Origin of the sequence: Streptomyces sp. NPDC002680 (assembly GCF_042889145.1) — a bacterium.
Lineage (GTDB): Bacteria > Actinomycetota > Actinomycetes > Streptomycetales > Streptomycetaceae > Streptomyces > Streptomyces adonidis.
Genome location: NZ_JBIAQP010000003.1, coordinates 1 through 23,887, shown reverse-complemented (window position 1 = coordinate 23,887; position 23,887 = coordinate 1). Strand labels below are relative to the sequence as shown.

The window sequence follows — 23,887 nt, the reverse complement described above, 5'->3', positions numbered from 1 at the left end:
CGCGTGTTCCCTGATTCCGGCCGTTCACACAACCTTCGTGAACCGCCGGAATCAGCGCGTCCGGGGCGGGCGTTGACGAGAAGCATGACTGCTACGGCTCTTCGCAAGCTCGGATCATCGGACCTTGAGGTCTTCCCGCTCGCCCTCGGCGGCAACGTCTTCGGCTGGACCGCCGACGAGAAGGCGTCCTTCGAGGTGCTCGACGCCTACGCCGCCGCCGGCGGCAACTTCCTCGACACCGCCGACTCCTACTCGGCGTGGATCGACGGCAACCAGGGCGGCGAGTCCGAGACCATCATCGGCAAGTGGCTGAAGTCGCGCGGCAACCGCGCGGACATCGTCGTCGCGACGAAGGTCAGCCAGCACCCCGACTTCCCCGGCCTCTCGGGCGCCAACATCAAGGCCGCCGCCGACGCCTCGCTCCGCCGCCTCGACACCGACCACATCGACCTCTACTTCACGCACTTCGACCGGCCCGAGGTGCCCGTCGAGGAGATCATCGGCGCCCTCGACGAACTCGTGACCGCGGGCAAGGTGCGGCACATCGCCGTCTCCAACATCTCGCCGGAGCGGCTCCAGGACTCCCTCGACTTCTCCGACCGCGAGGGCCTGGCCAAGTACGTGGCCATCCAGCCGCACTACAACCTGGTCTCCCGCGACACGTACGAGGGCGCGCGACAGGACATCGCCTCCCGTACGGGCCTCGCGGCCGTCCCGTACTTCGCGCTGGCCTCCGGCTTCCTCACGGGCAAGTACCGCCCCGGTGCGGCGGTCGACGGCGCGCGGGCGGCGGCCGGCGCGGGCAAGCACGGGGAGACGGAACGCGGCCGGAAGATCCTGGCCGCCCTGGACGAGGTCGCCGAGGCCCGCGGCGTGGCCGTCGCGACAGTAGCCCTGGCCTGGCTCGCCGCCCAGCCGACGGTCGCGGCCCCGATCGCCTCGGCCCGCACGGTGGACCAGCTCCCGCCCCTGATCGCGGTGGCGCAACTGGAACTGACGGAGACGGAGGTCGCGAGCCTCACGGCGGCTTCGGCTTGAGCGGCGCTTGACGGCTGACGCGGCTGGGGTCTTTCGTGTGGGTCGCGCCGACTTGGGGGTGCTGCGGGGGCGTAGAGGTGGGCTCCCGGCCTGTGGCGGGGCGGGGCGGGGCTTGGCGGCGGGCCCGTCGTGCGGGATGCGCCGGCTTGGGGGTGCTGCGCCTTCGGCTGCGTGGCCGGGGGCGTCGAGGTGGGCCCCGGCCTGTGGCGGGGCCGGGGGAGGGGCGCACGGCCGGGGCCCGTCGTTTGGGTCGCGGCGGGTTGGGGGTGCGGTGCCCTCGTCTGTAGGTGGGGGTGTGGTGTGTGCGTGGCCGGGGGCGCCGAGGTGGGCCCCCGCCTGTGGTGGGTTGGGGGGCTGGCGGCGGGGGCCGGCGTGTGGGTTGCTGCGGCTTGGGGTGTGGCGTGCTTGGCGGCTGGGCGCACGGTGCAGGAGGGCGTCGGGGTGGCCCCCGGTCTGCGGCGGGGCGGGGCCTGTCGTTCGGATCGGGGCGGACCCCCGTCTGGCGGTCGGGGTGTGGTGCCTGTGGCCAGCTGCATGGCGGGGCGGCGTCGGGCGTCGCCCCCGTGGCCCGGGTGTGATCCGGACGGTGGGGTCTAGGAGCGGTACGGGTTGTACGCCGCCGGGTACGGGGTCGTCGGCCCGTACCCCTGCTGGCCGTACGGCTGATGCGCGTACGGCTGTTGCCCGTACGTCGGCCAGATGGTCGGCGGCGGTACCAGTACCGGAGCCGGGGCGATGGTGCGGGCCGCGTGGTCCAGGGCCGGGCGGGCCACCGCCCTGCGCTCCCACAGGGCGCCCAGCAGCTCCTGCTCCCGGACGACGAAGTCGGCGCGCGCCCGGCCGAGACGCCCCCGGTGGCGCAGGAACGCGAGGGAGGTGGCGTACGCCTCGTACTGCGCCACCGCACGTGCCGCGGGCCGGCCCAGGTGGTGGCGGGCGTACTCACGGGCGAGGCGGCGGGCGCGCATCGAGCCGAGTGCGTACGGCTCGGCCGGGGCCAGCCAGCCGGCCTGCGCGTACGCCGGCAACTCGGCGCGTACGGTGCGCAGCTCGCGCTGCCGGGTCCAGATGACCAGCCAGGTCAGCAGTCCGAACGTGGGCACCATGAACGCGGCGTACACCGCGAAGAACCCGTACTGCCCGAAGGACGACGAGCCGTTCCAGAGGGCGTGCATGCTCATCGCGAGCAGCAGCCCGGACAGCGGCAGCAGCACCCGGCGGACGTGCTGGCGCTCGCCCGACAGCGCGGAGATCCCGAATCCGATGCCGGTGAGGACCGTGAACAGGGGGTGCGCGAACGGCGACATGACGATGCGCACGAAGAAGGTCGCCGCGGTGACCGAGGCGATACCGCTGTCCCCGGTCAGCTGGTCGGTGCCGAAGGCGGTGCCGAGATAGAGGATGTTCTCGGTGAAGGCGAAGCCGGTCGCGGTCACCCCGGCGATGACGACCCCGTCGACGATCCCGGTGAAGTCGCGCCGCCGGAAGAGAAAGATGAGCAGTACGGCGGCTGCCTTGGCCGACTCCTCGACGATGGGCGCTATGACGGTCGCCCCGAGGGTGTCCGCGCTGGACGGGTCGGCGGTGGCCGTCGCTATCCATCTCGTCGCGAAGCTGTTGGCGACGATCGCGATCAGGGCCGCCGCGCAGGCGCCCCAGGCGAACGAGAAGAGCAGGTTCCGCCAGGGCCCCGGCTCGACCCGGTCCAGCCACCGGAACGCGGCCACGAGCAACGGCACGGGGAACACGGCGAGCCCGAGCCCGACCAGGAACCCCTCGGTGCCGGTCTGTTCGCGCACGAGAGCGAGGATGACGAGCCCGGAGAGCGCGAGCAGGCTGCTCAGGGCGCCGTACCGCACCCATGACCGCTGCCACCAGTGAGCGTGCCGCAGCGTTCCGCCGACGGGGCCGTCGGTGGGGCCGCTGGGGTGCGTCGGGTACGGGGGAAAGGTGGCCACGGCATTGACCCTAACGGCCGGTGCGTTACGAGCGCGGGGCTCGTGGTTCTACGAGCGCTGGGGCACGTGCTCCACGAGTGCTGCAGCTCGTGCTCTACGACTGCTGTACGCGGCGGAACAGCAGGTCGTTCACGACATGTCCCTTCTCCAGTCCCTGGCCCTCGAAACGGGTCAGTGGCCGGAACTCCGGACGTGGCGCGTAACCGCCCCCGGGCAGGGTGTTCTCGAACTCCGGGTGCGCGTCGAGCACTTCGAGCATCTGTTCGGCGTACGGTTCCCAGTCGGTGGCGCAGTGCACGAGCGCACCGGCGCGCAGCCGCGCGGCCACGAGATCGAGGAACTCGGCCTGAATCAGCCGTCTCTTGTGGTGGCGCTTCTTGGGCCAGGGGTCCGGGAAGTAGACGCGCAGGCCGTCGAGGGAGTCGGGGGTGAGCATCTCGCGGAGCAGGATGATGGCGTCCCCGTTGGCGACGCGGATGTTGGTCAGGCCCTGCTGGTCGGCGAGGTTGAGCAGGTTGCCCTGGCCCGGGGTGTGCACGTCGACGGCGAGGATGTTGACGCCGGGATCGGCGGCGGCCATCTGTGCGGTGGCCTCGCCCATCCCGAACCCGATCTCGAGTACGACGGGCAGGTCGTTCCCGAACAGCTCGCCGAGGCGGAGGGCGTGGCCGTCGATGTCGAGGCCCCACTTGGGCCACAGTCGGCGCAGGGCGTCACCCTGGCCGGCGGTGACGCGGCTGCGACGGGGCTGAAAGCTTCTGATCCGCCGCTCGAAATGCGACCCGGCGGGATCGGCCTGCGGCCCACCGGGAAACCTGGGGGTGCCCTTGGGGCGAGAAAAGTCAGACACAGTGGCCCCAATTTACTCGCCCCCGCCGCCCCTACCCGTCCCCATCCCTGGGGGCTGCGCCCCCAGACCCCCCTTGTCGCGCTGAACGCGCTCGTCCTCAAACGCCGGACGGGCTGGTATGTCAGCCCGTCCGGCGTTTGAGGACAAAGGGGGTTCGGGGGCAGCGCCCCCGAGGACGGGACGGGTAGGGGCGGCGGGGGCGAGAGAATCCCCGTCTCACCCGCCCAGCACGGCCAACGCCCGCCGAGCCACCTCCCGCCCGATCGGCAGCGACGCCGTCGCCGCAGGTGACGGCGCGTTCAGTACATGCACCGCCCGCGCCCCCTCCCTGATCAAGAAGTCATCCACCAGCGTCCCGTCCCGCAACACCGCCTGCGCCCGAACCCCCGCCGCCGCAGGCACCAGATCCCCCTCCGACACCACCGGCAACAACCTCCGCACCGCCCGAGCGAACGCCCCCTTCGACACCGACCGCCGCAGCTCCCCACCCCCGTACCGCCAGTGCCGCGCAGCGATCCGCCACGTCCCGGGCCACGCCACCGTCGCCCCCAGCTCCCGCACCGACACGGTCCCCCACCCGTACCCCTCCCGCGCCAGCGCCGGCACGGCATTGGGCCCGATGTGGACACCCCCGTCGATCCCCCGGGTCAGATGCACCCCGAGGAACGGAAACGCCGGATCCGGCACCGGATACACCAGCCCCCGCACCAGCTCGGGCCGCGCCAGCGTGAAGTACTCGCCCCTGAACGGCACGATCCGCATCCCGGGATCGTCACCGGTCAGCCGCGCCACCTCGTCGCAGTACAGCCCGGCGCAGTTGACCAGCACCCGCCCCCGCACGACCTCGCCGCCCCCGGGCCCAGCCGTCCGCACGGCCACCCCGAGCTCCGCCCGCCGGTCGACGCGGACGACCCTGGCGCCGTACCGGATCTCCGCCCCTGAGGACTCGGCCAGCTGCCGGGCGACCGCCACGTAGTCGCAGATCCCGGTCGTCCCCACGTGTATGCCGGCGAGGCCCCGTACCTCCGGCTCGTACTCCCCGATCTGCGCGGGGCCCAGTTCCCGTACCGGAATGCCGTTCTCCCGGCCGCGCTGGACGAGGGCGTGCAGCCGGGGCAGCTCGTCCCGCTCCGTCGCGACGATCAGCTTGCCGGTGACGGCGTGCGGGATGCCGTACTCCGCGCAGAACTTGACCATCTCGGCGGCGCCCTGCACTGCGTACCGCGCCTTGAGCGACCCCGGCCGGTAGTAGATCCCGCTGTGGATCACCCCGCTGTTGCGGCCCGTCTGGTGCCGGGCCGGCCCCGACTCCTTCTCCAGCACCGTCACCCGCGTACCCGGCGCGGCACGCGTGATCGCATACGCCGTCGACAGCCCGACGATCCCCCCACCGACCACGAGCACATCACAGTCGTACGCCACCACCGGCACCACCTCCCACCCCGATAGTGCACTGCACCACTGACAGTCACTTCAAACACAGGGCGAGTGGACCCACCCAGGGGCGCGGGGAACTGCGCGACAAGCCACGTACAACCCGCACCCCCAAGATCACCGAAACCAGGCAGACGGGAAGGGACCCGAACCCCCTACGCCGGAGTCATCAACAACGGCCGAGCCCGCTCCCGCAACTCCACCACCCGGGGTTCATCCCCATACGGCTCCAACCGATGCAGAAGATCCTTCACGTACTCGGTGGTGCGCGCAGAAGAGATGCGCCCCGCGACTTCCACCGCCCGCACCCCCTGCTCGCATGCCGCATCGAGATTGCCCGACTCGAGCTCGGCGACCGCCGAGACGACCAGCCGCAGCCCGTGCGAGCGCACGAACTCCTCCGTCGGCTTCGACAGCGCCTGCTCCGTGAAACGGCGGACCTGACGCGGTGCCTTCAGATCGCGGTAGCACTCGGCGGCGTCGGCGGCGAAACGGTCGTACGAGTAGAAGCCGAGCCAGGACGGATCGTTGTCGCCGTCGCGGGCCCGCTCCAGCCAGCCCTCCGCGGAGCGCAGCGCAGCGCCGGCCGCGTGGGCGTCACTCGCGCGCGCGTGGGCCCTTGCCTCGACCAGCCGGAAGAAACTCATCGTGCGGGCCGTGGCGAGGCCCCTGTTGCGCTCCAGGGCGGCCTGGGCGAGGTCGACGCCCTCGTCGCCGAAGCCCCGGTAGGTCGCCTGCAACGACATCGAGGCCAGGACATAGCCCCCCAGCGGTACGTCCGCCGCTGCCCGCGCCAGCCGCAGCGCCTGGATGTAGTACCGCTGCGCCGCCTCCTGTTGACCCGTGTCGAAGGCCATCCACCCGGCGAGGCGCGTGAGTTCGGCGGATGCCCCGAACAGGGCGCGTCCCACCTCGTCCGAGTACGAGCCCAGCAGCAGAGGCGCCGCCTCCACCCGCAGGCACTCGGGCACCATCGACGAACGCCAGTCGCCGCCGCCGTACTTGGAGTCCCAGCGCCTGGCGTCCTCCGCGGCCTCCCGCAGTTTCTGCACATCGCTGTGGCCGACTTTCAGCGGTGCCCCGGAGCCCTCGGAGGGGCTTGCGTCGCGTGCCACCGAGCTGTCGGCCGGGGTTATCAGCCACCGTGAGGCAGGCGTTGCGTATGCGCTCACTGCGAACGATCCGGCGAGCGACTGCCAGATGCCGCCGGAGCCCGCGCGGCGGCCGGCGAGGTCGAGACGGTAGAGGTCGGTGGCGGAGCGGACCGCCTGTCCGACGTCCCGGGGGAAGGCGAGGCCCACCTCGGGTGCGGGATCCGCGTCCGCCAGGCCGATCTCGTGGAGCGGCACCGGACGGCCGAGCTTCTGGCCGATGGCGGCCGCGATGAGGTGCGGCGCGGCGCCCTGCGGCACCATGCCCTTCGACACCCAGCGCGCCACCGACGTCTTGTCGTAGCGAAGAGTCAACCCGCGTTGAGCGCCAAGGTCGTTGACGCGACGCGCGAGTCCTGCGTTGCTGATTCCCGCGAGGGCGAGAACGGCGCCGAGTTTGTCGTTCGGCCCGCGTTGCTCCCTGGACATGCGCCACCCCTCGACACAGACGGCTGCCACGCTGGCATAACCATGCGGCATTCGTAAACCCAGCGTAGTTCGCCGCATCCCAAGCGTTAAGAGGCATTGTTCCGGATGGCGGGATTGTGGTCCGTACGGAAGTTCTGGGGATGTACGCACCGTTGCGACGTGCCCCCGCTGTGTGGCCGTGCGCCCGCCCGTGCGCTCTTCTCCGGCCATGGCGGGAGCGCTTCCATGGAACCTGCGTGGGTCGGCCCGCTGTACTGGATCCAGTGGGCTGGGGGACACCGCCGCCTACATCCCCGCGGGCGGCGGACCGGTCCGGGAGGCGAACTCCGCCTCCCGGACTGTGCGTGCGCTCTGCGCTCCGCAGAGCCTGTACGGAGCGTGCGCGAGCCTGTCCCCGCTTCGCCAATTTGGCCGAAAACAGACCCCGCCTTCCCGGGTCGATTACCCCTCCCACCACGGAAATTGAGGGCGCGTGGGGCGTCTTGGGGGAGCGTAACGGGGGCGCATTCAGGTCGCAGCGTCGGGGGTGAACTCCCTGGTCGACGGGTGTCGAGGGGCTGGTCGACCAGTTTCGACGGGCTGTGAACTTCCCGTCGGGGTCCGGCGATTGTCGATGTCCCTGTACCAATATCCCTGGGCCGAAGCCTCCTTGCCCCCTCATCGAAATTCCTTGATCCAAACCTTGAAGTCCCTTGAACCGCGCGTGCGTTCGCGGCCGGGCGGGCATGTTCCAGGGGGTGCACAGGAGTTCGCAGGGGCGCACTTCGGGGAGCGCGAGCGGCTCTGCCGTCCCTCTCGGGCGCTTCCTTCATGGCAGCATGGTGCCGAGTTCGTACGGTGCACTGGTTGTCCACAGCCTGTGGAGGCGTCGATGCGGTGGTTGGTGGGATGGAGCAGCACCGCAGCTGTGGCCGCCAAATACGCGACCGGGCCCGCGGGGTACGCGGCCGACGGAGTCGGGAACGGCACCGGAGTCGGGGCGGGATACGCGGCGGGCGCGACCGGCTATGACGGTGAGACGGTCCACCCGGTCGGCTCCCAACTCCTGTGGGGAGACCCCGATCCGCTCTGGGCGGTCGGCGACTGGCGCCCCGACGAGGTCCGCGTCGTACGGGCCGACGAACAGACCCGCATCGCGGTGCTCGGCACCTGCGGCGCGACCGACGAACAACTCCGCGTGGCCCTGTTCGCCGCCCGCGGAGGGGCACTTCGCCATCTGACGGCCTGGCCGGGCAGCTACACGGCCATCGTCCAGGTGGGACGCCGGCTCATGGTCTGCGGCGACCTGGCGGGCGCGCGCCCGGTGTTCTACACCCCCTGGGCGGGCGGTACGGCCTATGCGACGGCGGCCCTACCGCTCGCCGACCTCATCGAGGCCAACCTCGACTTCGGCCACCTCGCCGCGCTCCTCGCGGCCCCCGACGTACCGGCCGCGCTGCACGACTCGACGCCCTACGACGGCGTACGGCGCATCCCGCCGGGGCATGCGCTGATCCTGCGCGCCGGGGCGCGTGAGATCGCCGGGTACGAGCCGGTGGCCTCCCTCGCGGTCGCGGCGGCCTCCGTGGACCCCGACAGCGCGGTGGACGGCGTACGGGACGCGCTGGTCGAGGCGGTACGCGCCCGGCTGTCCGCCCCTCGCCATGTGCCCGACGCCAACATGGACCCCGGGCCTGTGCCCGGGATGGGCCCGGCGGAACGGCGTGCCGCGCGCGGGATGCCCGTACCGGGGATAGGGGCGGACCTCTCCGGCGGCCCGGCCTCGGGAACTCTGGCCCTCCTCGCGGCCGGCCTTCCGGGCATGCCCGGGACGGTCCTCGGGCACGGCACGGGCGCGGGGGAGCGGCTGCTGGCGGTGACGTTCAACGACCTGTCGGTGGGCGGGCGCGAGGCGGAACTGGAGCGGGCGGGGACCCTGGCGGCGAACCCGCGCCTGCACCACGTGGTGGTGACGGGCGAGGAGGACGTCCTCCCGTACGCAGACCTGGACGGCCCGTTGACGGACGAACCGGGCCCCAGCCTGGTGACGGCGGCCAGACACCGCGCGCGCCTGGCCTCAGGCAGCGCGGACCACTTCACGGGCTACGGCGCCCGCCAGGTCCTGGACGCCCACCCCGCCCGCCTCGCCGACCTCCTCATGGACCGCAAACGACGTCACCTGGTCCGTCCGGTGGCGGCGCTCGCGAAGGCCGACGGCTCGGTGATGGTCCCCGCGCGCGTGTACGGCGCCGCCCGCAAGCTCGCCCGTACGCCCTACAAGGCGGGGATAGAGAATCTCGCCGACCGCCTGATGCAGCGCCGCTTCGACGAGCCCGGGGGCGCGGTCGGAGCCTCACTGGCAGCCCTCACCTGGGCCAGACCGGGCCCCGCCGCGCGCTGGCTGACCGGTGAGGCGCTGGCTGAAGTATCGGTTCGCCTGAACTGGGCGACGGACCGGGCGGGCGCCGGTGTGGGCCCCGGCCAACGCCCCGGAGACTTCCGCGCGCGGGCGGCGCTGGCCCGTCAGGCGTCGGACGTACGGGTCCTGGAACAGGCGGCGGAGATCCGCTTCCAGCGCCTGCACACGCCGTTCCTGGACAACCAGGTGGTGAGGGCCTGTCGAGCCCTCCCGGAGGCCCTACGGGTCCAGCCGGGCGCCAGAGCATCCATCCTCCGTACGGTCCTCGAAGGCGCCGGCGTGGCGGACCTGCCCGCCGGCTGGGGCGCGCCGTCGCACGCGACGACGGCAGCGGCGTCGCGTACGGGCCTGAGGGTGTCGGTGGAGCAGCTGATGACCCTGTTCGACACGCCGCTGCTGGCGGAGGCGGGCCTGGTGGAGGCAAGGGTGGTCCGCAAGGCCCTGCGCGCCGCCGCAGAGGGCGAACCCCTCCCCCTGGACGGCCTCGCGGACCTGGTCTCCCTGGAGGTCTGGCTACGCCGCCTCCTCTCCCGCCGAGGCACCTGCTGGACCGGCACCCCGGCCCGCCAACGAGCGGTACCGGCGGGAATCACCCCCCAAAGGGGAGCGCTGGGAGCGGGCGCGGGAGCCCGCCGGGGGTGACACCCTCAAACTCTTCTTCGCCCCCGCCGCCCCTACCCGTTCCCATCCCTGGGGGCTGCGCCCCCAGACCCCCCTTTGTCCTCAAACGCCGGACGGGCTGGATAGTCAGCCCGTCCGGCGTTTGAGGACGAGCGCATAGCGCGACCTTCCCACCCACCCGCCGCACCCCCACCCAGCCCGTCCGGCGTTTGAGGACAAGGGGGTTCGGGGGCAGCGCCCCCGAGGATGGGAACGGGTAAGGGCGGCGGGGGCGAGAATAGGCCCGTGCGGTACAGAATCCTGGGCGTCACCCAGGTCCAGGACGACCACGGCACCGTCGTACCCATAGGCGGCCCCCGAGTACGAGCCCTCCTCACCGCCCTCGCCCTCCGCCCCAACCACACCACCACCCCCGAAACCCTGATAGACGAGATCTGGGCGAACACCCCGCCCAAGGACGCCCCCGCAGCCCTCCAGGCCCTCATCGGCCGCCTACGCCGCACCCTGGGCAAAGACACCATCACCTCGGACCCCGGCGGCTACCGCCTCGCAGCGACCCGGGCCGACATAGACCTCCACGTCTTCGAACACCTCGTACGACAGGGCAAGGCGGCCCTGGACCGAGCCGACCCCACGACCGCCGCGCGCGCCCTCTCCGAGGCCCTCGCCCTGTGGCGAGGCCCAGCCCTCGCAGACCTCCCCGACCGCACCGCGGCAACCCGCCCGGAGGCCCTGCGCCGCGAGGCGACACGCGCGCGCGTGGAGGCGAACCTGAGACTCGGCCGGGCAGCGGACGCCGTACCGGAGCTGCAGGAACTGACGCATGCCCACCCGTACGACGAACCGCTGCACGCCCTCCTCATCCGCGCCCTGCGCGACACGGGCCGCAACGCGGACGCCCTCGCCGCGTACGAGACGGCCCGCCGAACCCTGGCGGAGGGCCTGGGCACGGACCCGGGCCCGGAACTACGAACCCTGCACAAGGAGTTGCTGACACAAGCACCCCAGCAGGCCACTCCCACCCACAGCGCCACCCCCACCCCTGCTGAAAACTGCCACCCCCACCGCCACAGCAACATCCGCCCCCGACTGACATCTTTCGTCGGCCGGGAACCCGAGATCGAGGCCATCCGTTCGGATGTGCACAGGACCCGTCTCGTCACCCTCATCGGACCGGGCGGTTCCGGAAAGACCCGTCTCGCCGAGGAGGCCGCCGCCGGCCTCCCCCAGGCGTGGCTCGTCGAGCTGGCCCCGCTCGACCGGCCGGAGGCGGTGCCAGGCGCGGTGGTCAGCGCGCTCGGTCTGCGCGAGACCGTGCTCATGACCACCGAGCTGACGACCCCGCAGGACGACCCGCTCGCCCTGCTCATCGAGTACTGCGCCCCGCGCAGCCAGCTCCTGATCCTTGACAACTGCGAACACGTCATCGACGCGGCGGCCGAACTCGCCGAAACCCTGCTCACCCACTGCCCCGGGCTCACGATCCTCGCCACCAGCCGTGAACCCCTGGGCGTCCCCGGCGAGTCGGTGCGCCCGGTCGAGCCCCTGCTCCCCGACCCGGCCCGCCGCCTCTTCGAGGAGCGCGCCGCCGCCGTACGCCCCGACGCGGACACCGCCCTCCGCGACACCGAGGCGGTCGCGGAGATCTGCCGCCGGCTCGACGGACTGCCCCTGGCCATCGAACTGGCCGCCGCCCGCCTCCGCCTGCTCACCCCTCGTCAGATCGCCGACCGCCTGGACGACCGCTTCCGCCTCCTCACCTCCGGAAGCCGCACGGTACTGCCCCGCCAGCAGACCCTGCGCGCGGTCGTCGACTGGTCCTGGGACCTGCTCGACGAGCGGGAGCGGACGGTCCTGCGCGAGGTCTCCGTCTTCGCGGGCGGCTGGGACCTCACCGCCGCGGAGGCGGTGTGCGGCGGCCGGGCGGCCGACCTCATGGGCGCGCTCGTGGACAAGTCCCTGATAGTCGCGACCCCGCACGAGGGAGACGGCACAGGTACAGAGACCGGCACCGGGACCCCCGGCATGCGCTACCGCCTCCTGGAGACCATCCACGAGTACGCCACCGAGCGCGCCGCCGAGGCCCCCGAGCAGCGCACCGCCGTCGAACGACGGCACCGCGCGTGGGTGCGCGCGCTGGTGGAGAAGGCCGATCCCCTGCTCCGCTCCGCCGAGCAACTCCCGTGGATCGCCCGCCTGGAGACCGAGCTGGACAACATCCGGGCGGCCCTCGACCGCTCGATCAGGGCGGGCGACGAGGAGGAGGCCGCCGCCCTGGCCCTCGCGATGGGCTGGTTCTGGTGGCTGCGCAACTTCCGCCGGGAGGCCATGGAATGGCTGACGCGGATAGTGAACCTGGGGACTTCGGCCGAAGCGCAGGCAGACGCCCGGCCCCGCCATGCGAACATCCGCACGAATCTCCGAATGAACGTCCACATGTACCACATCTTCCTGGCCGTCGACGCGGACCCGATCGCTGCACCCCGAGGCGAGAACTGGCACCAGCGCGTCGCCGAGGTCCGCGCCCACTTCAAGCGCGGCGGCCCGGAGTCGGCCCGCCTGCCGGGCCTCGCCTGGCCGCTCACGATCCTCGCCGACGCCGACGGACCCGGCTCCCCGCCCCCCGACGGCACCGGCACACCCCGCCCCAGCCTCCCGGACGTGGCCGCCGCCCTGGACACGGTGATCGCCAACTGCCGTGAGCACGGCGGCGACTGGGAAGTCGCGGCGAGCCTGATGTTCCGTACGCACATGGTCGTCGACTCACCGGGCGGCCTGCTCGGCCGGGGTGTGGACGACGACCTCGCGGAGCTGCGCGTGCTCAGCCGCCGGGTCGGCGACCGCTGGCTGCGGGCCCAGGTGTGCAGCGCGGCCGGCGAGGCCGCCATGGCGCGTGGCGTCTTCGAGGAGGCCGCGGGGGAGTACGAGGAGGCGCTGCGGCTCGCCCACGAGGTGGGCGCCCACGCCGAGGCACCGTTCCTGATCGCGCGGCTCGCCGAGATCGCCTACCGCGAGGGCGACCGCGCCAGGGCGCTGGCCGCGCTGGACGAGGCGAGCGCGGCGGCCGACCGTTCCGGGGTGGCGGACTCCCGGGCGTTCGTCCTGCTGCTGCGGGCGCAGCTGGCGCTGGACGACCAGGATGTCGCCGGCGCGCGGGCGATGTGCGAGGAGTCCCGCGCGGAGATCGCGCGGGGCACACCGCCGCCGCAGTTCATGGCGGGGCTGAACGCGATGGACGCCCTCGTCACGGCCGAGGAGCACGGGCCCGCGCAGGGCGTGGTGAAACTGACCGCCACCCTGCGCGAGGCCGTGGCGCGGGGCTGCGCCGAGGTGGTCACGGCGGCGATCGTGGACGCCACGGCGGGACTGCTGGCCCGCCTCGACGACCACTCGCGCGCGGTCCGCCTGCTCGCCGCCTCCCGCAGCTGGCGTGGCGCCCGCCCGCGCCCGATGCCGGACCGCGCACGGGCCGAGGAGACGGAGCGCAAGGCCCGCACCGCCCTGGGACCGGAACGCTACGAGTCCGAACGTACGACCGGATCGACACTCACCGTGCACGACGTCCTGGACGAACTCACCCGACTGGACATCCCCGTCACCGGCGTCACCGGCACATGAACCTGGAATCCGCCCAGTCCGCGAGCGCCACCGAGTCGAACGCCGAGTGGGGCTCCACGACCAGGCGGATCGTCTTGCGCCCGGCGAGGTCGACATGGACGGGCACGGCCTCCTGGCCGCCCTGGATCAGCTCGGACCGCCACATCCGCTCCCCGTCCGCGAACACCGAGAAGCGGACCTGGCCGAAGCCCAGCGTCAGGTCGTCGACACCGACCAGGGCGTCGTACGAGGCACAGTCGCGGTTGAGATCGATGGTGACCGAGGACTCCCCGTGGACGGTCACCCCGCGCTCGTACTGCTTGCCCGCGATCGACACCCCCCACCGCTGCCACACCCAACTGCTCTCGCCGAGCCGCATCTCGGGCTTGGTGCCGTCGCCGAAGGCGCCGTACTGCAGCTCGTTCAACGGGTAGTCGGCCGGGGCGGGCGGTGGCGGGGGAGCGGGCGGCGTCGGGGTGGGAGTGGGCGTCGGTGTCGGCGTCGGGCTGGGGGTCGGAGTCGGTGTGGGCGTAGGCGTGGGTCTCGGGGTGGGCGTTGGGGACGGAGTCGGTGTGGGGGTCGGGGTGGGCTTGGGCGCCGCAGCCGGTACCAGGGCCGGAGGCGCCGGATCGGGCGTCGTGGGCGGAGGACTCGGGCTCGGCGTCGGCGCCTCGGGCGGGACCACCGGAGCGGCCCTGGACGGCTCGGACACCGCCCTGTCCCTGTCCTTGTCCTTCGGGACCTCGTTGTTGGCCAGCGCGAACACCACCGCCGCGATCCCCACGGCGACCACCCCCGCCACGATCCCCGCCTTCACCGGCGCGCCCAGCCCCTCAGAGGCCGCCGCGCCGCCACCGGCCCCGCCGGACGACGAACCGCTCGCCGCGGCCGCCGCGCCGCCGACGCCCACCGCACCCGCTCCGGCGCCCCCGGCGACCAGCGCGGCCACCTTGGCGTACCCGGCGGCGCCGAACCAGCCGATGACCGCGATCGGTACGACGGCGGGGATGCCGCTCGCGACCTCCTTGATCTGGCCCGCGGCCAGCCGGCACTTGGCGCACTCCTCCAGATGCTTGCGCAGCCCCCGTTCGGCCCGGGTGCGCAGGCCCCCGCGCGCGTAGGCGCCGAGCCGGTCGGCGTAGCGGGAGCACTCCTCGTCGGTGGCGAGGGTGACGCTGACATGGGCCTGGAGGTAGGCCTGCTTGAGCCCTTCGCGGGCCCGGCTGGCGAGCACGCGCGTGCCGTTGGCGTCCAGCCCGAACAGGGTGGCGACCTCGCTCGGCGACTCGTCCTCGACCTCGGTGTGCCACAGCACGGCCTGCCACCGCTCGGGCAGCGACCGGAACGCCTGCATGGCCATGGACTGTTCGGCCTCGTGCATTGCGCGGACGTCCGCGCCGAGGTCCAGTGTGTCGCTGTCGGACATCGTGGACAGCTCGGAGCCGCGCGCGGCCTGCGCCGCGAACACCGCGAAGTCGTCGACCAGTTGCTCGCGCTTCGCCGACGTCGTCCAGTTCGCGGCGACCCGGCGGACGGTCGTGAGCAGATAGGCGCGTACGGCGTACTCGGGTCCCGAGCCGCCGCGCACCGCCTGGAGCATACGGGCGAAGACCTCGGCGGTGAGGTCGTCGGCGGTGTGGCCGTCGCGGCAGCAGGTGCGCGCGTACCGGCGTACGGCGTCGGCGTGACGTCGGTACAGCTCCTCGTACGCCGTGTCGTCGCCCGAGCGCATCCGCCCGATCAGGTCGGTGTCGGACGGCGGCAGTTCGATGGGCGGCGGCAGCACACTGTCCGCGCGGGGCGGCAGCACGCTGCCCTCGCGCTGCGCGGGGACGCTGTTCTCCGTCGGGTCGTTCAGGTACTCCGGGTACCCGCCGGAGGGCCCGCCCTGGCTCGGCACCTGGTGCGAGGTCAGCTCGCCGCCGGTCTCCGGGTCACCGTCGTCGAATGACTCGTCCCGCCCGTCAAAGCTCATCGCGGAAAGCCCCCGCCGCCTGCACAGCTTCCTGTGCATCGAGTCCCGAACACCGGGCCAGAGTGCCATATTGGCTTTTGTTCAGGACCCTCTGGGACGGACCAACCACTCGTCCGTGGGGACTTCCCGCAATGAGGTACTAGCGTTCACCCGAACGAGCGCCGCTCGGCCGACACATCCATGGACGTCACAGGGGCCGCGACCGCAACCCCTCCAGCAGGATGTCCAGCAGCCGCGAAGAGGCCGCCGCCTGCTGCGCCGCGTCCGGCAGCGAGGGCGCCGCCGTCGCGATCACCAGCAGTACGTCCGACACCGACACGTCCGGCCGCAGCTCGCCCGCCTCGCGCGCCCGCTCCACGAGCCGGCCCACCACGTCGAGCAGCGCCGTCGCACCCGCGTCGTCCGCCAGCGCGGCGGCCGCCGCGTCCTCGGAGACCAGCCGCAGCTCCCCGGAACCGGAACCCATGTGCTGGGACCGCTGCTGCGGCACCCGAGCCTCGTCGAAGCCGATGTCACCGGAGTCGGAGCCGGATCCGTCGTCGTCCGCGACACCCACCCGCAGTATCTGCGGCGGCAGCAGCCGCCCCGCGCCCGAGGCCACCGACGTCCGCAGGAAGCGCGACAGCGCCGACCACGGCTCGTCCTCCTGCCCGAGCGCCGCACGGGCCTGGTCGGTCAGCCGGGAGGTCTCCTCCTCGGCTATCCGCCTGACCAGGACGTCCTTGCTCGGGAAGCGCCGGTACACCGTGCCGACACCCACCCGCGCGCGCCGCGCCACGTCCTCCATCGGCGCGCCGTATCCCAGCTCGCCGAAGACCTCACGTGCCGCGCGCAGCACGTGCTCCAGATTGCGCTGTGCGTCCACGCGCAGCGGCGCCGAACGCGATCCTTCACCGCGTCCGTTGCCCCCCGCCGCGCTGATCGGTCCGCCTGGTGCGATGGCGGACGCGCTTGTCCAACGAGAATCCTGAATGTGCATAACGTTCCCCCGGTAATGACGTCTCCCCCCGGAGACTCCCCGCCATTGGCAGCCGGAGCGTGCGGAACAAGCACTGAACCACGGGCCCACCCGTCGCGGAACGGACCCGAAAGAGCGCATCCCCCTACACCCCGTCGACCTACGAACATAGTTGAGCGAGGGTCAATTCAGAAGGGGCACGTTCCGCACGGGGTGGCGCCCGATCGGAGTACGGGTTGGATACGTCCCGGTTGCGCCCCTTCCTGGTACCCGGCTCACACCCGCTGACCTGCGGTCCTGCCCCGCACGCCGGCGATTCGGGCAAGGTTGCGGTCGACCGCCCGCCGGTCACACAAATTGTCGGGCCTGTGGACAAACGCCAGCGCTGGGTGCGTCATGGGATGGTGAAGGAACGTGCGCGCATTCTCGTTGTCGGCGGCGGCTACGTCGGGATGTACACGGCTCTGCGCCTCCAGCGGAAGCTCCAGCAGGAGCTGAAGCGGGGCCAGGTCGACATCACCGTCGTCACGCCGGACCCGTACATGACCTATCAGCCGTTCCTCCCGGAGGCGGCCGCGGGCTCCATCTCACCCCGCCATGTCGTCGTACCGCTGCGCCGGGTGCTCGACCGGTGCCGGATCGTCGTCGGCGAGGTCACCGCGATCGACCACGCCAAACGCACCGCGACCGTGACCACCCTCGCCACCACGGAAGAGGGAACGGGCGCCGAGCAATTGACGTACGACGAACTCGTCCTCGCACCCGGCTCGGTCTCCCGTACCCTGCCGATCCCCGGCCTCGCCGAACACGCCATCGGCTTCAAGACGGTCGAGGAGGCCATCGGCCTGCGCAACCACGTCATCGAACAGATGGACATCGCCTCCTCCACCCGCGACCCCGCGATCCGCGACGCGGCCCTGACCTTCGTCTTCGTCGGCGGCGGCTACGCCGGCGTCGAGGCGCTCGGCGAGCTGGAGGACATGGCCCGCTACGCCGCCCGCTACTACCACAACGTCCAGCCCGAGGACATGAAGTGGATCCTCGTCGAGGCATCGGGGCGCATCCTGCCCGAGGTCGGCGAGGAGATGGGCAAGTACACCGTCACCCAGCTGCGCCGCCGCAACATCGACGTACGCCTGGAGACCCGCCTCGACTCCTGCGCGGACCGGGTCGCCGTCCTCAGCGACGGCGCCCGCTTCCCCACCCGTACGGTCGTGTGGACCGCCGGCGTCAAACCCCACCCGCTCCTCGCCGCCACCGACCTCCCCCTGAACGAGCGCGGACGCCTGAAGTGCACCGCCGAGCTGAGTATCGAGGGCACCACGCACGCGTGGGCCGCGGGAGACGCGGCAGCCGTCCCCGACGTCACCGCCACGGAACCCGGCAAGGAGACGGCCCCCAACGCCCAGCACGCGGTACGCCAGGCCAAGGTCCTCGGCGACAACATCGCCCACTCCCTGCGGGGCGAACCGCTCGAAACGTACTCCCACAAGTACGTCGGTTCAGTAGCCTCCCTGGGTCTCCACAAGGGCGTGGCACACGTCTACGGGCGCAAGCTGAAGGGCTACCCTGCCTGGTTCATGCACCGCGTCTACCACCTGAGCCGGGTCCCCACCTTCAACCGCAAGGCTCGGGTGCTCGCCGAATGGACCCTCTCGGGGCTCTTCAAGAGGGAGATCGTCTCCCTCGGTTCGCTCGAACATCCCCGTGCGGAGTTCGAACTCGCGGCCGGTGGGAAGTCTTCTCAGAACCCGGATCAGGACCCGAAGGGGTCGTCCTGACCGGATCCAGGAACTCCACGGACCCGGCCGGCGTCTGAAGGATGTCGGCCGGGGCCGGCCCCACTGCCAGACTGGCTCCACACCTCACCGCACAACCTTCTCGACCCTCTCCACCGTTCTCTCTCCACGAGGCTTTCCGTAAGTGCTCTATCTCCCGGGGGACAGCCCCCGTACCTCCGGCCGACCCGCTGCCGGCCTGTGCCGACAAACACGAGGCAAGGATTCGTGAACTTCACGCGCTGGAGCGCCCGCCTTCCCGGAACGCAGCGCCGCGCCGCAGCGCGGACCGATCACACGATCACTCCGGACCGGCTGCCGGACCGGCTCGGCGAGGGCTCCGGCTCCGGCTCGGTACCTGCCGCCCGCGCCGAGCAGCTCACCGACGAGGCGCCCTGCCTCCCTGCCGTCGACGACCTGCCCACGCGCGAGGTCCTCGACCGCATCCCGGCCCTGGTGGCCCTCGTCCACGGCCCCGACCACCGCGTCGCGTACGTCAACGACGCCTATGTGGCGGCCTTCGGCGTACGCCCCGAGGGCACCCCCGCGCGCGAGGCGGCCCCCGAACTCGACGAACTGGGCCTGCTGCCCCTCCTGGACCAGGTCCTGCGCAGCTCCAAGCCCCGCACGGTCAAGTCCCGCAAGGCCCACAGCGGACGCTCGTACACGATCACCTGCACGCCGGTCGACGTGACGGCCACTCCCGAAGGGAGCGGCGGCGTCCTCATCTTCGCCGCCGACGTCACCGACCACGCCGAGGCCGCCGAACGCCTGCGCGCCAGCGAACGCAGCCAGCGCCAGACCGCGGTCACCCTCCAGCGCTCCCTCCTCCCCCAGGAACTGGAGGAACCGGACGACCTCCGCGTGGCCGCCGTCTACCAGCCCGGCGGCACGGAGGCGGCGGTCGGCGGCGACTGGTACGACGTCATCACCCTCGGCGGCGGCCGCACCGCCCTCGTCATCGGCGACGTCATGGGCCGAGGCGTCCGCGCGGCAGCGATCATGGGCCAGCTCCGTACGGCGGTCCGCGCGTACGCCCGCCTGGACCTGCCCCCTCACGAGGTCCTCCAGCTCCTCGACGGCCTCGCCACGGAGATCGACGCCAACCAGATCGCCACCTGCGCGTACGCCGTCCACGACCCGAACGAGGGCAAGCTGGTGTACGCCTCCGCGGGCCACCTCCCGATCCTGGTCCGCGACGAGAGCGGTGCCGTCCAGCGCGCCGATGAGCCCACAGGCCCGCCCCTCGGCACCGGCGGCTGGATGCACGCCTCGGGCTCGATCCCACTCACCCCCGGCTCCACGGCGGTGCTCTACACCGACGGCCTGGTGGAACGCCGTAACGAGGACCTGGACGAGGGCATCGCCGCCCTGGAGCGGGCCCTGTCGGGCGCCACGGGCAGCCCCCAGGTCGTCTGCGACCGCCTGGTCCGCTCGGCGGGCGTCACCGCGGACCACGACGACGACGTGGCCGTCCTGGTCCTCCAGCACCCCGCCCGCACCGGCCCCGACAGCGACCTGTTCCGCAACGCGGCCCTGGAACTCCTCGGCGGCATCGAAGCGGCCCCACGCGCGCGTGCGTTCGCCTCCGGCGTCCTGACGAGCTGGCGCTTCCCGACGGAACTGCACGACGTGGGCGTCCTGGCGGCCAGCGAACTGGTCGCGAACTCCCTCCAGCACGGCACACCCCCGATGCGCCTGCGCCTGCGCCGCACCGACCGCCGCCTCATCGTCGAGGTCACGGACGGCGACGACCACCTCCCCCTGCGCCGCACGGCGGAACCCGGCGACGAATCGGGCCGGGGCATCGCCATCGTCGCGACGATCGCCACGAGCTGGGGATCACGCCGGACACCGGGAGGCGGGAAGGCGGTGTGGTGCGAGTTCGTGCTGCCGGGCGGCAAGTAGTCCGGTGGGGGTATTTCAGCCCGTCCGGCGTTTGAGGACGAGGCCCCTTCAGGGCCGTAGCGGGGGTCTGGGGGCGGCAGCCCCCAGGGACGCGGGCACCGGACACCAGCCACCCCGCCACCAACAACCGCTGCGCGCGTCCCCTAGGCGAACCCACCACCGCCTGCTAGTAGCTCCTGCATGGCAGATCCCACAGGTTTCCCCCTCAAAGACAACGCCACACACGACGCCACGGAGCACTACGAGCGCTACAGCGCCCCGCTGATGGCGCCCTTCGTCACCGCGGTCGTCGAGGCCGCCGACCTCTTCCCGGGCGCCCAGGTCCTCGACCTGGCCTGCGGCACGGGCTTCGTCGCCCGCGCGGCCGCCGCCCAGGTCGGCCCCACGGGCCATGTGGCCGCAGCCGACCTCCTGGAGGGCATGCTCAGGACCGCCGCCCGCAACGCGCCCCGGATGTACCCGGACATCGAGTTCACCCTGGCGCCGGCCGACAAACTCCCGTACCCGGACGACTCGTTCGACGCGGTCCTCTGCCAACAGGGCATCCAGTTCTTCCCCGACCTGGAGGCCGCACTCACCGAAGCGGCCCGCGTCACCCGCCCGGGCGGCCGTTTCACGGCCACGGCCTGGACCCCGCCCGCGGACCGCTCCCCGTACTTCGCCGCCCAGCTCAAGGCGGTCACCCAACACGGCACCAAGGAGGCGGAGGCACGTTTCGCCACCTCGCTCTCCTGCCCGGCCGAACGCGTCACCACCGCCCTGACCACCGCCGGCTTCCACGACATCACGACCCGCGAGGTCACCTTCACCATCGCCTTCGAAGACCTGGCGGACTTCGTGACCGGCCACCTCGCTGCCGTCCCCTGGGGCCAGTCGATCGAGGAGACGGGCGGCGAGGCCGCCTTCACCGAGGCAGCGGAAACGATCCGCACAACCCTGACCGCCCACACGGCCCCCGACGGCTCGGCAACGCTCCCTTTCACCGCAACCCTGACCACAGCCACCCGGTAACAGGGAAGGACGGCACGAGTGCCTACTACTACGTAGTAGGCACTACGGCCTCAACCGGAGCCCCACCCTGCGCGACCACCCGACTCCGCCGCGCCAGCGACGGCTGATTCTGTACGGGGGTCAGCAGCCGCCCCAGCCGTACGGCGAGGACGCTGATCCCCAGCGAGAACAGCAGGAACATCACGATGTACGGCGCGTGCAGCGAGGCCCCGAGCGGCCCGCCCACCGCAGGACCGACAGCCAGCGCGAGCTGCTTCACCAGGGCGAACGCCGAGTTGTACTGCCCGGCCAGCCCAGCCGGCGCCAGATCGGCCACCAGCGGCGCGACGGTCGGCGACAGCATCGCCTCCCCGAGCCCGAACAGCGCGTACGTCGACACGAACGCGGCGGTCGCCATGGCCTGGCTGCCGTGCCCGAGCCCCGCGTATCCGGCCACGCCCCACGCGACGGCCCAGAGAATCCCCACGGCCGCGATCACCCGGGACCGCTTCTGCCGCTCGACAAACTTGAGTACCGCGAACTGCGCGACCACGATGACCGCGGTGTTCGCCGCCAGCGCCGACCCGAGCGTGGACGTCGAGATCCCGGCCGCCTCGACCCCGTACGCACTCAGCCCCGACTCGAACTGCCCGTAGCAGGCGAAGAACAGCACGAAGCCCAGCACACACAGCTGCACCATCGCCCGGTTCCCGAGCAACTGCTTCCAGCTGCCCTTGGCCTGAGCCGGCGCACCGTCGATCCGCGCCGAACGAGGCATCCGTACCGTCACCATGATCACGGCGAGCAGCAGGAACATCGCCGCCTCGATCGAGAACAGCAGGGTGAACGACCCGGCCCGCGTCGTGTCTACGAGATGCCCGCCGATGAGCCCACCGACGCCGAGCCCGAGGTTCTGCAGAAAGAACTGCGTCGCGAAGGCCCGCGACCGCGTCTCCGCCGACGAGAAGTCCACGATCATCGTCGCGAGCGCCGGCTGCATCACGGCCTGCCCGGCCCCCAGCGCCACAGCGGCGAGGAGTACGGCGGTCGCATTGGCGGCGAGCCCCAGGCTCATCGAACCGACGGCGGCAGTGACCAGGGCGACGAGCAGCACCGGCAGCGGGCCGCGCCGGACGATGGCCCGCCCGGCGAACGGCAGCACGACCAGCGCGGCCACGGCGAAGACGGCGAGTACGAGACCCGCCGTCATGGCTCCCAGTCCCCGCACCTGCGCCACATAGACGTACAGATAGGGGACGGTGAAGCCGAGCCCGAACGCGCTGAGTGCGTTGCCCACATGGATCCGGCGCATCGCTGCGCCCATCGCCCTGGTCACTTTCACCTGCCTTGATCGCGAAGTCGTACGCCAACCGAAGGGGTTAGGAGTGAAGACTTCGAAGCTAAAGTTAAGAATTGAACAGTACACCTCGAAGGACTTCAACACCAAGCGCGCACATGGGACACTGCTCCCATGGGTGACACCCCCGCCGTCGGCGAGCCGACGCTCGATGAGCAGATCGCCGCCTACCAGCGCGAGTTCAGGGACCTGGACCCCCAGGTCGAGAAGATCGTCTCGGCCCTGGGCCGGCTGAACCGGCGTATGCAGGTGGCGTACGGCCGCCAGACCGCCACGCTCGGCATCAGCAACGCCGAGTGGGAGGTGCTCAAGGCGCTGGTGCTGGCCGGTGCCCCCTACCGCATGGGCCCGAGCGATCTGGCCAAGCGGCTGGGCCTGACACCGGCCGCGATGACGCACCGGATCGACCGGATGGTGACGGAGGGGCTGGTCACCAGGGAGCGCGACGAGTCCAACCGGGTCCGCGTGATCGTGGAGCTGACGGACGAGGGCCGCGAGAAGTGGCTGGAGGCGATGCGCATGGCCACGGTCTTCGAGGAGGACCTCCTCCAGGACCTGTCCCAGGACGAGCGCACAAGGCTAGGCGACGTCCTGACCCGTCTCCTGCGCCGCGTGGAGCACGCCCAGCCGGACGCCGGCGGACGACTCAGTGACCTCGACTGAAGATCTTGACAGGGACAGGCTGGGGATGACAGGGGGCGCTTGACATCCCCCTCCCCGATCCGTAAAGTTCTCCGGGTTGCCACGGGGCCGTAACGGTTCTGCGGCAGCACCTCCGCCGCAGCAGCGGCAACCCAAACCATCAGAACGATCTCCCAGCCGGGACGATTTCGGCGTGCCCGAATTCATTTCGAATGGGGCGTGATGGAGTTCGATCAGCTCGATGGCCCGATTGGGAATCGCCGAGAGGATCCGCTAGGGTTTGAGACGTCGGAACGGCCCAACGGCCGGGAAGACAAGCCCCGCTGACTGGGAATCAGGCCCGAAAGGATCTGATAGAGTCGGAACCGCCGGAAAGGGAAACGCGAAAGTGGAAACCTGGAAAGCGCCGAGGAAATCGGATCGGAAAACGGTCTGATAGAGTCGGAAAAGCAAGACAGCAAGACAGCAAGACCGAAGGGAAACTGCCCGGAGGAAAGCCCGAGAGGGTGAGTACGAAGGAAGCGTCCGTTCCTTGAGAACTCAACAGCGTGCCAAAAATCAACGCCAGATATGTTGATACCCCGTCCATCACATTCGTGGTGGTCGAGGTTCCTTTGAAGTAACACAAACACAGCGAGGACGCTGTGAACGGTCGGGCTTATTCCGCCTGACTGTTCCGCTCTCGTGTGTGTGCACCGGATATCCGGTAAACATTCACGGAGAGTTTGATCCTGGCTCAGGACGAACGCTGGCGGCGTGCTTAACACATGCAAGTCGAACGATGAAGCCTTTCGGGGTGGATT

At 71.5% G+C, this 23,887-nt stretch carries 14 protein-coding genes and 1 rRNA gene; 8 read left to right on the top strand and 7 right to left on the bottom strand.

The window, feature by feature from the left end; all coding sequences use genetic code 11:
• Positions 1-84: 84 nt before the first annotated feature.
• Positions 85-1,038, top strand: coding sequence for an aldo/keto reductase (locus ACFYXF_RS09725; protein WP_389349036.1), 954 nt, complete (start codon positions 85-87; stop codon positions 1,036-1,038).
• A 593-nt stretch (positions 1,039-1,631) separates the two neighbouring features.
• On the opposite strand, the gene ACFYXF_RS09720 is transcribed toward ACFYXF_RS09725, so the two are convergent.
• From ACFYXF_RS09720 to ACFYXF_RS09705, 4 genes are all read right to left on the bottom strand, one after another.
• Entirely contained in the window at positions 1,632-2,996 is a 1,365-nt protein-coding gene (locus ACFYXF_RS09720; RefSeq protein ID WP_389349035.1) for a PrsW family intramembrane metalloprotease, read from the bottom strand.
• Between the two features lie 94 nt (positions 2,997-3,090).
• Complete coding sequence (trmB, locus tag ACFYXF_RS09715) at positions 3,091-3,846, bottom strand: tRNA (guanosine(46)-N7)-methyltransferase TrmB (RefSeq protein WP_389349034.1); 756 nt, start codon at positions 3,844-3,846, stop codon at positions 3,091-3,093.
• 216 nt (positions 3,847-4,062) lie between these two features.
• Positions 4,063-5,277: an L-2-hydroxyglutarate oxidase gene (gene lhgO / locus ACFYXF_RS09710; RefSeq protein WP_389349033.1), complete on the bottom strand. Its 1,215-nt coding sequence runs from the start codon at positions 5,275-5,277 to the stop codon at positions 4,063-4,065.
• 158 nt (positions 5,278-5,435) lie between these two features.
• Positions 5,436-6,860 carry an MFS transporter gene (locus ACFYXF_RS09705; protein WP_235477049.1) on the bottom strand — a complete coding sequence of 475 codons (1,425 nt, stop codon included), beginning with the start codon at positions 6,858-6,860 and terminating at the stop codon, positions 5,436-5,438.
• An 871-nt stretch (positions 6,861-7,731) separates the two neighbouring features.
• On the opposite strand from ACFYXF_RS09705, the gene ACFYXF_RS09700 reads away from it, so the two are divergent.
• Both ACFYXF_RS09700 and ACFYXF_RS09695 read left to right on the top strand, forming a co-directional pair.
• Positions 7,732-9,900, top strand: a complete 2,169-nt coding sequence (locus ACFYXF_RS09700) for an asparagine synthase-related protein (protein WP_389349032.1) — start codon at positions 7,732-7,734, stop codon at positions 9,898-9,900.
• A 264-nt stretch (positions 9,901-10,164) separates the two neighbouring features.
• Positions 10,165-13,497 (top strand): BTAD domain-containing putative transcriptional regulator, encoded by a 3,333-nt coding sequence (locus tag ACFYXF_RS09695; RefSeq protein WP_389349031.1) that lies wholly within the window; start codon positions 10,165-10,167, stop codon positions 13,495-13,497.
• Here ACFYXF_RS09695 and ACFYXF_RS09690 read toward each other — a convergent pair.
• Both ACFYXF_RS09690 and ACFYXF_RS09685 read right to left on the bottom strand, forming a co-directional pair.
• Positions 13,484-15,451 (bottom strand): sigma-70 family RNA polymerase sigma factor, encoded by a 1,968-nt coding sequence (locus tag ACFYXF_RS09690; RefSeq protein WP_389349030.1) that lies wholly within the window; start codon positions 15,449-15,451, stop codon positions 13,484-13,486. The two genes, ACFYXF_RS09695 and ACFYXF_RS09690, sit on opposite strands and share 14 nt — an antisense overlap.
• Positions 15,452-15,638: 187 nt before the next feature.
• Positions 15,639-16,430, bottom strand: coding sequence for a TetR/AcrR family transcriptional regulator (locus tag ACFYXF_RS09685; RefSeq protein ID WP_389349029.1), 792 nt, complete (start codon positions 16,428-16,430; stop codon positions 15,639-15,641).
• 380 nt (positions 16,431-16,810) lie between these two features.
• Here ACFYXF_RS09685 and ACFYXF_RS09680 point away from each other — a divergent pair, with 380 nt between their 5' ends.
• From ACFYXF_RS09680 to ACFYXF_RS09670, 3 genes are all read left to right on the top strand, one after another.
• Positions 16,811-18,190 (top strand): NAD(P)/FAD-dependent oxidoreductase, encoded by a 1,380-nt coding sequence (locus ACFYXF_RS09680; RefSeq protein ID WP_389349028.1) that lies wholly within the window; start codon positions 16,811-16,813, stop codon positions 18,188-18,190.
• 225 nt (positions 18,191-18,415) lie between these two features.
• Positions 18,416-20,095, top strand: a complete 1,680-nt coding sequence (locus ACFYXF_RS09675; RefSeq protein WP_389349027.1) for a SpoIIE family protein phosphatase — start codon at positions 18,416-18,418, stop codon at positions 20,093-20,095.
• 180 nt (positions 20,096-20,275) lie between these two features.
• Positions 20,276-21,106, top strand: a complete 831-nt coding sequence (locus ACFYXF_RS09670) for a class I SAM-dependent methyltransferase (RefSeq protein ID WP_389349026.1) — start codon at positions 20,276-20,278, stop codon at positions 21,104-21,106.
• A 28-nt stretch (positions 21,107-21,134) separates the two neighbouring features.
• On the opposite strand, the gene ACFYXF_RS09665 is transcribed toward ACFYXF_RS09670, so the two are convergent.
• Complete coding sequence (locus ACFYXF_RS09665) at positions 21,135-22,409, bottom strand: MFS transporter (protein WP_389349451.1); 1,275 nt, start codon at positions 22,407-22,409, stop codon at positions 21,135-21,137.
• A gap of 147 nt (positions 22,410-22,556) precedes the next feature.
• Here ACFYXF_RS09665 and ACFYXF_RS09660 point away from each other — a divergent pair, with 147 nt between their 5' ends.
• A complete protein-coding gene (locus tag ACFYXF_RS09660) occupies positions 22,557-23,105 on the top strand; it encodes a MarR family winged helix-turn-helix transcriptional regulator (protein ID WP_389349025.1) in 549 nt (182 codons plus the stop codon).
• Between the two features lie 692 nt (positions 23,106-23,797).
• Positions 23,798-23,887, top strand: a 16S ribosomal RNA gene (locus ACFYXF_RS09655); the annotation flags it as partial.